Below are 13,643 nucleotides of genomic sequence, written 5' to 3' on the forward strand. Positions count from 1 at the left end.
CCCCCGCTCCGCCCTTGCAACCCGGCCCAGCCGATCGGATCGGGGGGCTGCCGTCAGCACCAGAGGAGATGCTGAGTGTCGCATTTCTAAATGGCCAGCGCCGTCGCAGCACTAATCAGCTTTGACATGGTTCTCCAACTGTGGGCTGGCATGGTGGTTATCGCTACTGTAGCGTTCAGTTTTCAGCCACCCTGCCTTGCTTGTTTCGAACCATGTCCGGGAGCCCGATGCCGACAGCCCCACCACAGCATCAGCGTTTTGTCCTGCTGGACGGTCTGCGTGGTATCGCAGCCCTCTTCATCATCCAGCGTCATGCGACTGCCTTGCTCGGTGATGAACTGCCTTCGAGCTATCTCGGCGTCGATCTCTTCTTCGGATTGAGCGGCTTCGTGCTGGCCCATGCCTATGGTGCGGCGCTTGCGGATGGCCGGACTTCGACGTTCGCGTTCATGAAGGCTCGTCTGTTCCGGCTCTACCCGCTTTACGGGTTGGCGCTGTTTCTGATGGCTGGCTATTTCGTCATGCTCTGGATGGCTGGGCTTCCGACACCGCTCGACGACCTGCACCGGCCGATCGACCTGCAGGAACTCTCGATTGCTGTGGTGACCGGCCTGCTGTTCGTGCCGGCTCCGTTCAGCCTCACCTTGAACGGTGCGCTGTTTCTCGTTCATCCGGCCTGGTCGCTTTTCAACGAGCTCGTTGCGAACCTGGTCTTTGGGCTCTGGGGCGCGCGGGCCAGCACGAAAAATATCGTACCAGTCATCGTCTTAAGCGCGCTCGTCCTCATCATCGCTGCGGTGGAATATGGACGTCTGCATGCCGGCTTCCGCTGGAACGAGATGTATGCGGGCATGGCACGCGTCTTCTTCTCCTTCTTCGTCGGCGTACTGATCTATCGCTTTCGATCGTCATCGCCGAGCCTGAGGCCTATAGTGGCCGTCGGCTGCCTCGTGTTCGTTGCGTCCATTCTGGCGTTTCCGACGCCGAAGTCATTACGAGCCTATTTCGACGTGTTCGTGGTCTTCTGCTGCTGGCCTGCGCTGCTCGTTGTCGCCAGCCGCTGTATACCCGGTCCGATTGCCGGGGCAATTTCGAGTTTTCTGGGAACCGCGTCCTATGCCGTCTACGTATTGCATGTGCCGCTGGTGGCCTGGACGGAGTTTCTCCTGCCGCAGATAACCGACAGCCGCGCCGTGCCTTATGCGGGTCTTGCTTTTGTGGGCATCCTGACCGTGGTGTGCTGGCACCTCACCGTCGCTTTGGACCAGCCGTTGCAGCGTTGGTTCAAGAACCGTTGGCGAAAGCCGTAAGGCTATCGCCGGAGAGCCGGTAGCGGATCCATTCCTTCATGGGTTCGGCCCCGATCCCATCGTAGACGCGGATCGCCGGCTTGTTCCAGTCCAGCACGCTCCACTCGAACCGCCCGCAGCCGTTCTCGATGGCAATCTGGGCCAGCCGCTTCAGCATGGCCTTCCCCGCCCCCGCCCCGCGCGCCTTCGGTGTCACGTAGAGGTCTTCCAGATAGAGGCCGTTCTTCGCCTGCCAGGTCGAATAATTGAAGAACCAGATCGCCATGCCGATCGGTTCGCCATCCAGCTCGCAGATCAAGGCGCGCGTGACGGCGCCACTGCCGAAGATCGATTCCTCTATAGCCTCCACCGTCGCCGCAACCTCGTGTTCGGCGCGCTCGTAAATGGCAAGTTCGCGAATGAAGTGGAGAAGCGTCGGAGCGTCTTGGGCAAGCGCTTCGCGGATGAGCAGCGGCATGGATGTTCTTTCTGATCAGACGGCGTGTTGGAGCGGGTCGTTGCTCGTCGGAAGCGGAGAAGGCAGTCTATTCTGCCGCGTCCTTAACCTCGGCTGGCTCCACTTCATAGGCATAACCGTCAAGCATGCCATAAGCCTGTTCAATGGTGATGATTTCCGCCTCCGCCTTGGTGATGGCGTCAGAGATCGTCTGGCCCCGCGCCCGCAGCATGCGGCCCAACACGTCGGTTCCCGGCTTGCGCGCCATGCGGTCCAGATGGTTTCGAATACGTGCGCGATGCCGCTCCATCTCGAGAATATGGAAGCGTGCGCTCACCACCTTGTCTGTCAGCTTTCTGCGCATGGCGGCGACAGGATCGAAGGTCCCAGGCTCGCGTTCGTCCAGGATCATCTCGTTCACGAGTGTCTCCAGGATGACGAGACCTTGGAGGTCCTTGGTGTCGGCCAGATCGGGATCGTAGCCGGTCTCGTCATAGACCTTGCGACGGATCGGATCGGCCAGCAGTTCGTAGGACGTGGTCAGGCGGCTGAACAGATCCACGTCGCCACCGGTGTCCGGATGGGCGTTTTTGGCGCGTTTGCGATAGGCGGACTTGATGGCTGCGCCATCCGCTTCTCGGGCAACACCAAGCACTTCATAGGGATCGATCACAGCGTCACCTGTTTTCGGCAAGTCGGTTTCAATCTGGTAATAGCTAAGACCCGCCCGCTCAACCCATTATCCACGCATATGGCCAATTAGCGGCAAAAGACGACCCTGCCCTAGTTTTCCCCCGGTGGGGTCGGCAACCTGACGCAGCAGCATTCCAGGCATGAAGGTTATTTTCTCTCATCCTCCTTTTCGGCGGCTAGAAAAGCGCTAGCCTTTCCCTACCCTTATCCGGAGATGAGACGATGCTGGTGCGGTCTCTCGTTTATATTCTCTGCCTGGTCTCCATCATCGCGCCCGCTGCCAAGGCGCAGGATGCGGTGACCGAAGCTCAGGTTGTGATTGCGAACCAGATAAAGGCTCTCACTCATGATGATGCCGAGGCGGCCTACTCCTTCGCTTCACCTGCAATACAAAGCCTCTACCCGGACAAGGGCGTCTTCCTGACCATGGTGCAGAAGGAATACGAGCCGGTCTATCGTGCAAGCACCTATGCCTTTGGCCGATCTAAGCTGATCGGCGGCGGCGAAGTGGTGCTCCAGGAAGTGCTCGTCAGTTCCAAGAAAGGCGCTGACTGGACAGCCATCTACGAGATGCGGCTGATGGACGACGGAAGCTACAAGGTGAATGGGGTGAGGATGGTACGCAACACCGCAAGCCAGGGGATCTAGGCTGCCCCTTCCACCGCGGTCATACGCGCTCGATATCGCCCTTGGCCCACTCTTCCTGCGCCTGCGCATAAAACTCCGCAAAGCGGCCGTCTGCAATCGCCCGCCTGATCCCCTTCATCAGGTCCTGATAATAGGACAGGTTGTTCCAGGAGAGCAGCATCCCGCCCAGCGCTTCGTCCGAGCGAACCAGATGATGCAGGTATGCGCGGGAATAATCGCGGGCGGCGGGGCAGCTTGATTCCTCGTCCAGCGGACGCAGGTCTTCGGCATGGCGAGCGTTGCGGATGTTGACTTTGCCGCGCCTGGTGAACGCGAGACCGTGACGCCCGGCGCGGGTCGGCATGACGCAGTCGAACATGTCGATGCCCTGTGCCACCGACTTCAGGATGTCGTCGGGTGTTCCCACACCCATCAGGTAGCGGGGCTTTTCCGTTGGCAGGACGGGAAGGGTTTCCTCCAGCATTTTCAGCATGACGTCCTGCGGCTCGCCGACGGCCAAGCCACCCACGGCATAGCCCTTGAGATCGAGTTGCTTCAGCCCCTCCGCCGAGCGTACCCGCAGATCCGGCTGGTCGCCGCCCTGAACGATGCCGAACATGGCCTTGCCCGGCTGATCGCCGAAAGCAACCCGGCAGCGCTCGGCCCAACGCAGCGACAGTTCCATGGCCCGTTCGATTTCCCTGGGCTCGGCAGGCAGCGCCACGCATTCGTCGAGCTGCATCTGGATGTCCGAGCCGAGCAGTCCCTGGATTTCAATCGACCGCTCCGGCGACATGTGGTGAAGGCTGCCATCCACATGGCTCTTGAAGGTCACGCCCTTCTCGTCAAGCTTTCGCAGGCCCGACAGCGACATGACCTGGAAGCCGCCGCTATCTGTCAGAATGGGATGCTGCCATCGGATAAGGTTGTGCAGCCCGCCTAGTCTCGCGACCCGCTCCGCACCCGGGCGCAGCATCAGGTGATAGGTATTGCCGAGAATGATGTCGGCTCCCGTCTCCCGTACCTGGTCGAGATACATGGCCTTGACCGTGCCGACCGTGCCGACCGGCATGAAAGCCGGTGTACGGATCGTGCCGCGAGGCATGGAGACTTCGCCAAGCCTCGCCTTGCCGTCTGCTGCCTTAAGAGTGAACTGAAAGGTTTCCGTCATCAGTCTTTCCGGAAGAGCAGGCTTGAATCGCCATAGGAATAGAAGCGATATCCGCTGGAAATCGCATGAGCATAGGCTGTCCGCATCGTCTCCAGGCCGCAGAAGGCGGAGACGAGCATGAACAGTGTCGATTTCGGCAGATGGAAATTGGTCATCAGAATATCGACCGCCTTGAACCTATGGCCGGGTGTTATGAAGATGCCGGTCGCGCCGCGCCAGGGCTCAATCGTGCCGTCGTCGGACGCGGCACTCTCCAGCAGCCGCAACGATGTCGTGCCGACGGAGACGATGCGCCCGCCCCTCGCCTTCACGGCGTTCAGCCGCTCTGCGGTGTCAGCACTCACATAGCCGATTTCCTGGTGCATCTTGTGGTCGGCCGTATCGTCGGCCTTGACCGGCAGAAATGTGCCCGCACCGACATGCAGCGTCACGAAATGCCGCTCGACACCGGCAGCATCCAGTGCCGCGAACAGATCAGGCGTGAAATGCAGGCCGGCTGTCGGAGCCGCTACGGCGCCGTCTTCGCGGGCATAGATCGTCTGGTAATCCTGCTTGTCCTTGTCGTCTTCCGCACGTTTGGCGGCGATGTAAGGCGGTAGCGGGATGTGGCCGACCGCCATGATGGCCTCATCCAAGGCAGGACCCGACAGGTCGAACCGCAAGGTCACTTCACCGCCCTCAGCCTTCTCCTCGACGGTCGCGGCCAGAGAGCCGAGCAGGCATGTATTTCCGTCGTGACCGAACTCGATCCGATCACCCGCCTTTATGCGTTTGCCGGGCTTGGCGAAAGCCTTCCAGACATTGGGCGCCGTGCGCATGTGGAGCGTGGCCGACACTTGCTGCGCGCCCGCCCCTTCCCGCCGGCGAATACCTTCGAGCTGTGCCGGGATGACCTTAGTATCGTTGAATACGAGCGCGTCGCCAGGACGTAGGAAACTCGGCAGATCGGAGACACGGTAATCGGCAAGCGTAGTCTCACCCTCCGGCCTGACCACGAGCAGCCGCGCGCTGTCGCGCGGGCTTGCTGGCCGCAGCGCGATATTTTTGTCGGGGAGATCAAAATCGAACAGTTCGACGCGCATGGTCATCCTGAAAAGCAAAACCCGCCCCGACGTCAAGACGGAGCGGGTCGTTCGTCTTAAAGCGGATCAGACGTCCGCGGCCACGCGTACCGACAGGATCGCGTCGGGGTCTTGAACAGGCTCGCCCTTCTTGATCAGGTCGATGATGTCCATGCCTTCCACGACCTGGCCCCAGACCGTGTACTGCTTGTTGAGCCACGGAGCGTCGGTGAAGCAGATGAAGAACTGCGAGTTTGCCGAGTTCGGGCTCTGCGAACGCGCCATGGAGCAGGTTCCGCGGACGTGCGGGACAGCCGAGAACTCGGCCTTCAGGTCCGGCTTTTCGGAGCCGCCCATGCCGGCGCGACCGGGATCGAAGCTGGCGCCGCCCTTCTTGCCGAACTTGACGTCGCCCGTCTGGGCCATGAAGTCGGGAATGACGCGATGGAAAACGACGCCATCATAGGCATTTTCGCGAGCCAGTTCCTTGATGCGCGCGACGTGGCCCGGAGCGAGATCCGGCATCAGCGAGATCACGACCTTGCCCTTGGTGGTTTCCATGATGAGTGTGTTTTCCGGATCCTTGATCTCGGCCATTGGTCTTCTCCTTGTTTTCCTGCCTGGCGATGCCGGCCGGGTTCTTGATTACTTCTTGCCGACCGTGACCTTGATCATCTTGTCGGGGTTCGTCACCTCGCCATTGCCGCCTTCGCCGCGCTTGATCTTGTCCACATATTCCATGCCGGACACAACCTTTCCGATAACCGTATACTGGCCGTTGAGGAAGGAGCCTTCGCCGAACATGATGAAGAACTGCGAATTTGCGGAATTCGGGCTCTGCGAGCGCGCCATGCCGACAGTGCCTCGTTCGAAGGGCACCTTCGAGAACTCGGCCGGGAGGTCCGGCAGATCGGAGCCGCCAGTGCCGGCTCGTGATGCGTTGAAGCTGGGGCTGCCCTGCTTGCCAAACTTCACGTCGCCCGTCTGGGCCATGAAGCCGGTGATGACGCGGTGGAATACCACATTGTCGTAAGCGCCCTTTGCTGCAAGTGCCTTGACCTGAGCCACGTGCTTTGGCGCGATGTCCGGCGAGAGCTGGATGACGACGGGGCCGTCCTTCAGCTGGATTGTCAGATAATCATCATTGGCGGCAGCAGCCGGCAGGGTCAGCGCAGCAAGCGCCAGCATGCCCGCAAAGGCCAGACGAAACAGTCTCATTCGGAACTCCCATATTTGGCGAAATGATCAGCGTTTGAACTTGGCGGCCAGCGCGTGCAGAACCGCGGTTGGAACGAAGGCACTGACATCGCCTCCCATAGAGGCGATCTGCCGGACCAATGTGGCTGTAATGGGCCGCGATGCCGTGCCCGCGGGAAGAAAGACCGTCTGGATATCCGGTGCCATCTGCCTGTTCATGCCCGCCATCTGCATCTCGTAATCGAGATCCGTGCCGTCCCTCAGCCCCCTGATCAGAAGCTTCGCGCCGTTGGACCGCGCCGCATCCACCACCAGCCTGTCGAACGAGACCACGGAGACCGCAGCAGCCTTCTCCGGCACAATCTCCGCAAGCGAGGCACGGATCATCTCGGCCCGCTCCTCGAAGGTGAACATGGGAGCCTTGCCGGGATGAACTCCAATGCCGACGATCACGGTCGATGCGACAGTCAACGCCTGGACCAGAACATCCAGGTGACCGCGCGTCATGGGATCGAAAGAGCCGGGATAGAAAGCTGTCGTCATGCGCTGGCCAGTATGGATCGGTTTCGCGCCTTTTGTCACGGTCCGGCCCCGGCTGCAAGCCGTCCGACTCCTGAACGAAAGATGAATGGGCCGTTCAAGGGCGTTTCAGTTGCCGCATGCTTTATTGCTCATCGTGAACGGAGCAGGTGTGCTCCTGCTCAAGGAGAAGACGGGAAATGTTGGCTCTGCTGGTGGTTGGTGCGGTTTTCGGGGCACTTCTGGTAGATGCCGCGATTTTCGTCTTCGGACCGATCGATGATGAAGCTTCGGGAATCTGAACGCCAGATGAACGAGGCATTCAAGGACGCTTCAGAGCCGATTGGTTAAGTTCTGTAGAAAATGCGGTGGAACCTGCGCGACGTATGTGCGTTCAGGCAAACAGGAAGGACAGACGGAGATGATCGCGAGAAGGAAAACGATCCGACCAGACAAGATCACCATGATCAACTTGGTTTGGACGGCAATGATCGCCGTTATGCTGACGGCAACAGTGACCCTGTATCAAGGCAAATCCGACTTCAACAATATGAAGTACCCGCAGGTAAGCGGTCGTTACAGCGATCTCTCCTACTACTGAGGCGGGTACATGGGCTGGAAAGGATGACCATGTTCCTGACGTTGACTGTACTTGCAGGCCTTATCAGCACCATGTTTGTGGCATCCGTTGCTTCTACAATTTCCGAGCTCCGTCGTGAGCGCGAAGATATGGAAGATTTCGCCCGTCGCCATAGCGCATTCTAATATCTAAAGGCGCCGGGCAGCCTCGAATGCTCGGAATCAAAAGGCCGGAGGATATGTCCTCCGGCCTTTTCTATTGTGGCTTGTGAATTAAGATGCGGCCTAATCTGCCGCACCATCGCTCGGGGTATCGGATTCGCCCAAAGCTGCGCCTGGATCACCAGCTTCGGCACTGATCGCTTCCGGTAGGTCCTCGGTCGCCTCATCATCTTCCGGCTCGCTGATCCGCTCGACGGATACGACCTTTTCGTCCTTTGCGGTCGAGAAGATCGTCACGCCCTTGGTCGCGCGGCTGGCGATGCGGATGCCGCTGACCGGTACACGGATCAGAACGCCTCCGTCGGATACCAGCATGATCTGGTCGTTGGCATCCACCGGGAAAGCCGCGACCAGTTCGCCGATTTCGGCCGTCTTGGATGTATCGGTTGCCCTGATGCCTTTGCCGCCACGACCGGAGGTGCGGAAATCGTAAGACGAGGACAGCTTGCCGAAACCTTTTTCGGAGACGGTCAGAACGAACTGCTCGCGGGTCTTGAGGTCGTCATAGCGGTCGTCCGGAAGCTGTCCCTCCTCGGTGACCTCTTCGCCCACCAACGCGATGTCCTCTTCATCGACGCCGGCCGCACGCCGTTCGGCAGCCGAACGCTTCAGATAGGCCGCGCGCTGCCATGGTTCGGCGTCCACGTGACCGAGAATTGTCATCGAGATCAGACGGTCTCCGTCGGCCAACGTTATTCCGCGAACGCCGATCGAATTGCGCCCGGCAAACACGCGGACTTCGTCGACCGGGAAACGGATTGCCTGTCCGAGCGCCGTGGTCAGCAACACGTCGTCGCCGGCCACGCCGATATCGAGGTTCGGACCTGTGCAGGTTTCGACGGAGAGGATTTCGTCGCCCTCTTCCTCGAGCTTCATGGCGATCTTGCCGTTGCGGTTGACTTGCACGAAATCACTGAGCTTGTTTCGGCGTACCGTTCCCCGGGTCGTGGAGAACATGACGTCGAGATTATCCCAGGTGGCTTCGTCCTCGGGCAGCGGCATGATGGTGGTGATGCGCTCCCCCGCCTCCAGCGGAAGCATGTTGATCAGCGCTTTGCCGCGTGACTGCGGAGTGCCGATCGGCAGGCGCCAGACCTTTTCCTTGTAGACGATGCCACGCGAGGAGAAGAACAGCACCGGCGTATGCGTATTGGCAACGAACAGGCGCGTGACGAAATCCGCGTCGCGGGTAGCCATGCCGGAACGGCCCTTGCCGCCGCGCCGCTGGGCCCGGTAGGTGCCGAGCGGCACGCGCTTGATATAACCGAGATGCGAGACCGTCACGACCATGTCCTCGCGGGCGATGAGGTCTTCATCGTCCATTTCAAGACCGCCTTCGAGGATCTCGGTGCGGCGCGGCGTAGCGAATTCGTCGCGCACCGACGTCAATTCGTCCTTGACGATCTGCTGGATACGCACGCGCGACGAGAGGATGTCGAGGTAGTCGCTGATCTCCGCGCCGATCTTGTTCAGTTCGTCGCCGATTTCGTCGCGGCCAAGTGCCGTCAGGCGTGCCAGACGCAGTTCGAGGATGGCACGGGCTTGTTCCTCGGAGAGATTGTAGGTTCCGTCGTCGTTGAGCTTGTGGCGAGGATCGTCGATCAGCCGGATCAGCGGTTCCACATCGTGCGCTGGCCAGCGCCGGGTCATCAGTTGTTCGCGAGCGGTCGCCGGATCGGGAGCGCGACGGATGAGATTGATGACTTCGTCGATATTGGCAACGGCAATCGCGAGACCAACCAGCACGTGGGCGCGTTCGCGCGCCTTGCGCAGCAGATATTTGGTACGGCGGCTGACGACTTCCTCGCGGAAGGACACGAATGCCCGGAGCATGTCGAGCAGCGCCAGCTGTTCCGGCTTGCCACCGTTCAGCGCTACGATATTGCAGCCGAAGGAGGTCTGTAGCGGCGTGTAGCGGTATAGCTGGTTGAGGATGACGTCGGCATTGGCATCGCGCTTCAGCTCGATCACCACGCGGTAGCCCTGGCGATCGGATTCGTCGCGCAGGTCGGAAATGCCCTCGATGCGCTTTTCACGCACGAGTTCACCGATCTTCTCGACCATCGCCGCCTTGTTCACCTGATAGGGAACCTCGGTGATGATGATCTGCTCGCGGTCGCCCCGCATCGCTTCGATACGTGCGCGGCCGCGCATCAGGACCGAACCGCGGCCTGTCTCATAGGCAGAGCGGATACCTGAACGTCCAAGGATCATAGCGCCGGTCGGGAAATCCGGTCCCGGAATGATCTCCATGAGTTCCGCCAGCTCGATCGCAGGATTGTCCACCAGCGCGATGCAGCCGTTGATGACTTCCACCAGATTGTGCGGTGGAATATTGGTGGCCATGCCGACGGCGATGCCGCCTGCACCGTTGACCAGCAGGTTCGGGAACTTTGCCGGCAATACGACGGGCTCCGACATGGTGCCGTCGTAGTTGTCGCGGAAGTCCACGGTTTCCTTGTCGAGGTCGTCCAGCAGCGCATGCGCGACCTTCTCCAACCGGCACTCGGTATAACGCTGAGCTGCCGGCGGATCACCGTCGATCGATCCGAAATTGCCCTGACCGTCGATCAGCGGCATGCGTAGCGACCAGTCCTGCGCCATGCGGGCGAGAGCGTCGTAAATCGCCGAATCGCCGTGAGGATGGTATTTACCCATCACGTCACCGGTAACGCGGGCGCTCTTGACGTATTTCTTGTTCCAGTCGAGCCCGAGCTCGTTCATCCCGAAGAGGATACGACGGTGGACGGGTTTCAACCCATCTCGGACATCCGGAAGAGCGCGGCTGACGATGACGCTCATGGCGTAATCGAGATAGGACCGCTGCATCTCTTCCATAATGGAAATGGGTTCGATGCCTGGAGGCAGCTTTCCGCCGCCGGGTGTGCTTTGCTCAGTCAAATCGGATCACGATCTTTGTTCGGAATCAGTCGGATTTTTATAGCGGAAACTGGTTCCGGGTGCCAATTTCCTTGGCGGTTTTGAACAACTTTTGCCGCCTCGCCTCGGGCGTCGTAACGATTGAGCCTAATGCAGAAGCAGACAGGGTGCTTTTCTTCGTCCGCAGCCTGTCCTAACAATCCTGGCAAGCGACCGCAAGCTTTGCGCGCCGACAGGAGATGATATGGCGACACCCGATATGTTGGTCAATGCTCTGACCACGCTGCTGGTCACCCTGGACCCACCAGGTCTGGCGCCGGTCTTCCTGGGGCTTACCATGGGCATGACTTCCGTGCAGCGCCGGGAGGTGGCGGCGCGCGGGTCATTTATCGCCTTCGGCATCCTTGCCGTCTTCGCGCTGTTCGGCTCCGGCGTGCTCGGGCTTCTCGGCATATCGATCGGCGCGTTTCGGATCGCAGGCGGCTTGCTGCTGTTCTGGATCTCCTTCGAAATGGTGTTCGAGAAGCGTCAGGAACGCAAGGAGCGGACGTCCAAGGCCGCCATCACGATCGACCATATCCGCAACATCGCCGTCTTTCCCCTCGCCCTGCCGCTGATCGCCGGCCCCGGGGCCATTTCTGCAACCGTGCTCTTGTCAGGCACCTTCACCAATGCGCTTGACCGCCTGCTGCTGATTGGCGTGATCGCGCTGATCATGCTCGGGCTCTACATCACCCTGTTGATAGCGGAGCGTCTGGACCGCTTCCTCGGCGTTACCGGCCGAGCCATCCTGACCCGGCTGCTGGGGGTCATCCTCGCCGCACTTTCCGTGCAGTTCGTAGTAGACGGCGTACGGTCAGCCTTTGGCTTCTAGACGGCTTGTGCCCGCCGAAGAGGATCGTGATTCGAAAGGTATCTCATGCAGTCTCTGCTGTTACGCCGGCTGTGGCCGGACTCGGGCTCCGTCAGTCTTCGTGAAAGAATACGATCGGGCTCAGGGGCGCTGGCTGGCATCCTCGTTACCGGTCTTATCGGCGGAGTGGTTGCTCATCATGGAGCCGTTGGCCCTGCCTTGATCGCGCCCATGGGCGCGTCGGCCGTGCTGCTATTTGCCGTGCCCTCAAGCCCGCTTGCCCAGCCATGGTCCATCCTCTGCGGCAATCTCGTTTCCGCCTTGGTCGGCGTCACCGCTGCCTTGTGGATCAACGACCTGTTCCTGGCCTCTGCCATCGCAATCAGTGTCGCTATCCTTGCTATGCTAAGTCTGCGCTGCCTTCACCCTCCGAGCGGAGCAATTGCACTCACCGCCGTCTTGGGTGGCCCCGCTGTCCATGATCTAGGCTATTCATTTGCGCTCTGGCCGGTGCTTGGCAATTCGGTTGTATTGCTGGCAGCAGCGATCATCTTCAACAACCTCACGGGGCGGCCCTATCCCCGAGCGATCAAGCCGACGCCCGCCGATCATGGAACGGCCGACCGGCCGGCAACCCAGCGCCTTGGCTTCACCAGCGAAGACCTGGACGACGTTCTCAAAGACTATGACGAGTTCATCGACGTCAAACGGGAAGATCTGGAGGAGATTCTACGGCGAACCGAACTTCGGTCTTATCGCCATCGCGCCGGTCGCCTCGACTGTGCTGCCGTGATGTCGCGGGATGTAATCGCGGTCGCACCTGGCACATCACTCAACGAAGCATACCACCTGATGCGTGCGCATCATATCAAGGCCCTCCCCGTGACCAATGATCAGGCGCAGGTGGTTGGCATCGTGACGCAGACGGATTTCCTGGATAAAGCCGCGTGGGCGGCCGGACGTCCCACAATTGGGGTGCGGCAACGGCTGCGATTGGCGCAGTCGGGCGCAACAGCGCCGAACGAGACCGTCAAGGACATCATGACGGCGCCTGTGAAGACCATCGCTCCGGAAGCGTCGCTTTCAGAAGCGATCATCATGTTTGCCGGGCAAGGCCTGCACTATCTGCCCGTGACCCGTAGCAATACAAAGCTCGCGGGTATCCTGTCGCAGTCGGACGTCTTGGCGGCTATGCTCGCCGATCAAGCCGTATTGGAGGCCGCTACGGACGCGCGCCAACCGGTTTGATTTCCTCCGCCCCCCAAAGGATGACGGTCCTGCTCACACGCAGTCGGTGCGACGATCAGAACGGGATGTCGTCGTCGAGATCGCGGGAGAAATTGCCGCCGGATGCACCACCCGACGCACCACTTGATGCGCCGCCTGAACGACCGCCCCGGCCGGCTCCACCCGATGCTGGCTGGCGTTCATAATCGCCACCGCCGCCGAAGTCATCTTCGTTACTGCCGCCACGGCCGCCGCCGAATCCACCCCGCTCGCCGCCACCCTCGCCGCGACCATCCAGCATGGTCAGGGTCGAGTTGAAGCCTTGCAGCACGATTTCAGTCGAGTATCGGTCGTTACCGCTCTGGTCCTGCCACTTGCGGGTCTGAAGCGCGCCCTCGATGTAGAGCTTGGCGCCCTTCTTGACGTATTGCTCCACAACCTTGCACAGGCCCTCGTTGAAGACCACGACCGTATGCCACTCGGTCTTTTCGCGGCGCTCCCCGGAGTTCTTGTCGCGCCAGTTTTCAGACGTGGCGATCCGCAGATTGGCAATCGGACGACCGTCCTGTGTCCGCCGGATTTCCGGATCGGCGCCGACATTGCCCACCAGAATAACCTTGTTCACGCTACCAGCCATCACTCTCACCTTTGCTCGCCGCGTCCTGCAGCCCTTACACCATCAAACCACATTAACCCATAGGATGGATGAATGGTCGGAGTGCGGTCTTCAATCCACAGGCAATTTGTTCTTTATTTGTTCTTATCATCTTCTATAGTGGTGTCAACCGAATCGAAGCCGAGAGCGATTGGCTGCGGTTTCGGCTCGACAGGCGCAGATCAATCCCTACATAAGGGCATTCGATCCTCC

14 protein-coding genes are annotated in these 13,643 nt (G+C 60.2%); 5 read left to right on the forward strand and 9 right to left on the reverse strand.

The window, feature by feature from the left end:
- The first annotated feature begins 227 nt into the window (after positions 1-227).
- Positions 228-1,310 (forward strand): acyltransferase family protein, encoded by a 1,083-nt coding sequence (locus EPK99_RS06115; protein ID WP_128442188.1) that lies wholly within the window; start codon positions 228-230, stop codon positions 1,308-1,310.
- Here the strand turns inward: EPK99_RS06115 and EPK99_RS06120 are convergent.
- Together EPK99_RS06120 and EPK99_RS06125 are read right to left on the reverse strand one after the other, a co-directional pair.
- Entirely contained in the window at positions 1,285-1,767 is a 483-nt protein-coding gene (locus EPK99_RS06120; RefSeq protein WP_128442189.1) for a GNAT family N-acetyltransferase, read from the reverse strand. The genes EPK99_RS06115 and EPK99_RS06120 overlap by 26 nt on opposite strands.
- 67 nt (positions 1,768-1,834) lie before the next feature.
- Positions 1,835-2,419, reverse strand: a complete 585-nt coding sequence (locus EPK99_RS06125; RefSeq protein ID WP_128443332.1) for a J domain-containing protein — start codon at positions 2,417-2,419, stop codon at positions 1,835-1,837.
- Between the two features lie 242 nt (positions 2,420-2,661).
- On the opposite strand from EPK99_RS06125, the gene EPK99_RS06130 reads away from it, so the two are divergent.
- Positions 2,662-3,087 carry a DUF4864 domain-containing protein gene (locus tag EPK99_RS06130; RefSeq protein ID WP_128442190.1) on the forward strand — a complete coding sequence of 142 codons (426 nt, stop codon included), beginning with the start codon at positions 2,662-2,664 and terminating at the stop codon, positions 3,085-3,087.
- A gap of 19 nt (positions 3,088-3,106) precedes the next feature.
- Here EPK99_RS06130 and tgt read toward each other — a convergent pair whose 3' ends face one another.
- The 5 genes from tgt to coaD all read right to left on the reverse strand — a co-directional run bounded on the left by tgt (position 3,107) and on the right by coaD (position 7,038).
- A complete protein-coding gene (tgt, locus tag EPK99_RS06135) occupies positions 3,107-4,237 on the reverse strand; it encodes a tRNA guanosine(34) transglycosylase Tgt (protein ID WP_128442191.1) in 1,131 nt (376 codons plus the stop codon).
- Positions 4,237-5,319 carry a tRNA preQ1(34) S-adenosylmethionine ribosyltransferase-isomerase QueA gene (queA, locus tag EPK99_RS06140; RefSeq protein ID WP_128442192.1) on the reverse strand — a complete coding sequence of 361 codons (1,083 nt, stop codon included), beginning with the start codon at positions 5,317-5,319 and terminating at the stop codon, positions 4,237-4,239. Before queA ends, tgt begins: the two co-directional genes overlap by 1 nt.
- Positions 5,320-5,385: 66 nt before the next feature.
- Complete coding sequence (locus EPK99_RS06145; protein ID WP_128442193.1) at positions 5,386-5,895, reverse strand: peptidylprolyl isomerase; 510 nt, start codon at positions 5,893-5,895, stop codon at positions 5,386-5,388.
- Between the two features lie 48 nt (positions 5,896-5,943).
- The gene (locus EPK99_RS06150; protein ID WP_128442194.1) at positions 5,944-6,516 is read right to left on the reverse strand and encodes a peptidylprolyl isomerase; all 573 of its coding nucleotides are present in this window, start codon (positions 6,514-6,516) and stop codon (positions 5,944-5,946) included.
- Between the two features lie 27 nt (positions 6,517-6,543).
- Entirely contained in the window at positions 6,544-7,038 is a 495-nt protein-coding gene (coaD, locus tag EPK99_RS06155; protein ID WP_128442195.1) for a pantetheine-phosphate adenylyltransferase, read from the reverse strand.
- A 439-nt stretch (positions 7,039-7,477) separates the two neighbouring features.
- Here coaD and EPK99_RS25245 point away from each other — a divergent pair, with 439 nt between their 5' ends.
- Positions 7,478-7,615, forward strand: coding sequence for a hypothetical protein (locus tag EPK99_RS25245; protein WP_164901718.1), 138 nt, complete (start codon positions 7,478-7,480; stop codon positions 7,613-7,615).
- Positions 7,616-7,878: 263 nt separating this feature from the next.
- Here the strand turns inward: EPK99_RS25245 and gyrA are convergent, their stop codons facing one another.
- Positions 7,879-10,716: a DNA gyrase subunit A gene (gyrA, locus tag EPK99_RS06160; RefSeq protein ID WP_128442196.1), complete on the reverse strand. Its 2,838-nt coding sequence runs from the start codon at positions 10,714-10,716 to the stop codon at positions 7,879-7,881.
- A gap of 223 nt (positions 10,717-10,939) precedes the next feature.
- Here gyrA and EPK99_RS06165 point away from each other — a divergent pair, with 223 nt between their 5' ends.
- Both EPK99_RS06165 and EPK99_RS06170 read left to right on the forward strand, forming a co-directional pair.
- Positions 10,940-11,569: a MarC family protein gene (locus EPK99_RS06165; RefSeq protein WP_128442197.1), complete on the forward strand. Its 630-nt coding sequence runs from the start codon at positions 10,940-10,942 to the stop codon at positions 11,567-11,569.
- A gap of 45 nt (positions 11,570-11,614) precedes the next feature.
- Entirely contained in the window at positions 11,615-12,796 is a 1,182-nt protein-coding gene (locus EPK99_RS06170) for an HPP family protein (RefSeq protein ID WP_128442198.1), read from the forward strand.
- Between the two features lie 55 nt (positions 12,797-12,851).
- Here EPK99_RS06170 and EPK99_RS06175 read toward each other — a convergent pair whose 3' ends face one another.
- Positions 12,852-13,412, reverse strand: a complete 561-nt coding sequence (locus tag EPK99_RS06175) for a single-stranded DNA-binding protein (RefSeq protein ID WP_128442199.1) — start codon at positions 13,410-13,412, stop codon at positions 12,852-12,854.
- Positions 13,413-13,643 lie beyond the last annotated feature (231 nt).

It is taken from the genome of Neorhizobium lilium (assembly GCF_004053875.1).
Taxonomy (GTDB): Bacteria; Pseudomonadota; Alphaproteobacteria; order Rhizobiales; family Rhizobiaceae; genus Neorhizobium; species Neorhizobium lilii.

Coding starts and splice junctions, on each gene's coding strand:
- EPK99_RS06115 (WP_128442188.1), top strand. CDS start 228: ATGCCGACAGCCCCACCACAGCATCAGCGTTTTGTCCTGCTGGACGGT.
- EPK99_RS06120 (WP_128442189.1), bottom strand. CDS start 1,767: ATGCCGCTGCTCATCCGCGAAGCGCTTGCCCAAGACGCTCCGACGCTT.
- EPK99_RS06130 (WP_128442190.1), top strand. CDS start 2,662: ATGCTGGTGCGGTCTCTCGTTTATATTCTCTGCCTGGTCTCCATCATC.
- tgt (WP_128442191.1), bottom strand. CDS start 4,237: ATGACGGAAACCTTTCAGTTCACTCTTAAGGCAGCAGACGGCAAGGCG.
- queA (WP_128442192.1), bottom strand. CDS start 5,319: ATGCGCGTCGAACTGTTCGATTTTGATCTCCCCGACAAAAATATCGCG.
- EPK99_RS06145 (WP_128442193.1), bottom strand. CDS start 5,895: ATGGCCGAGATCAAGGATCCGGAAAACACACTCATCATGGAAACCACC.
- EPK99_RS06150 (WP_128442194.1), bottom strand. CDS start 6,516: ATGAGACTGTTTCGTCTGGCCTTTGCGGGCATGCTGGCGCTTGCTGCG.
- coaD (WP_128442195.1), bottom strand. CDS start 7,038: ATGACGACAGCTTTCTATCCCGGCTCTTTCGATCCCATGACGCGCGGT.
- EPK99_RS25245 (WP_164901718.1), top strand. CDS start 7,478: ATGATCAACTTGGTTTGGACGGCAATGATCGCCGTTATGCTGACGGCA.
- EPK99_RS06165 (WP_128442197.1), top strand. CDS start 10,940: ATGGCGACACCCGATATGTTGGTCAATGCTCTGACCACGCTGCTGGTC.
- EPK99_RS06170 (WP_128442198.1), top strand. CDS start 11,615: ATGCAGTCTCTGCTGTTACGCCGGCTGTGGCCGGACTCGGGCTCCGTC.
- EPK99_RS06175 (WP_128442199.1), bottom strand. CDS start 13,412: ATGGCTGGTAGCGTGAACAAGGTTATTCTGGTGGGCAATGTCGGCGCC.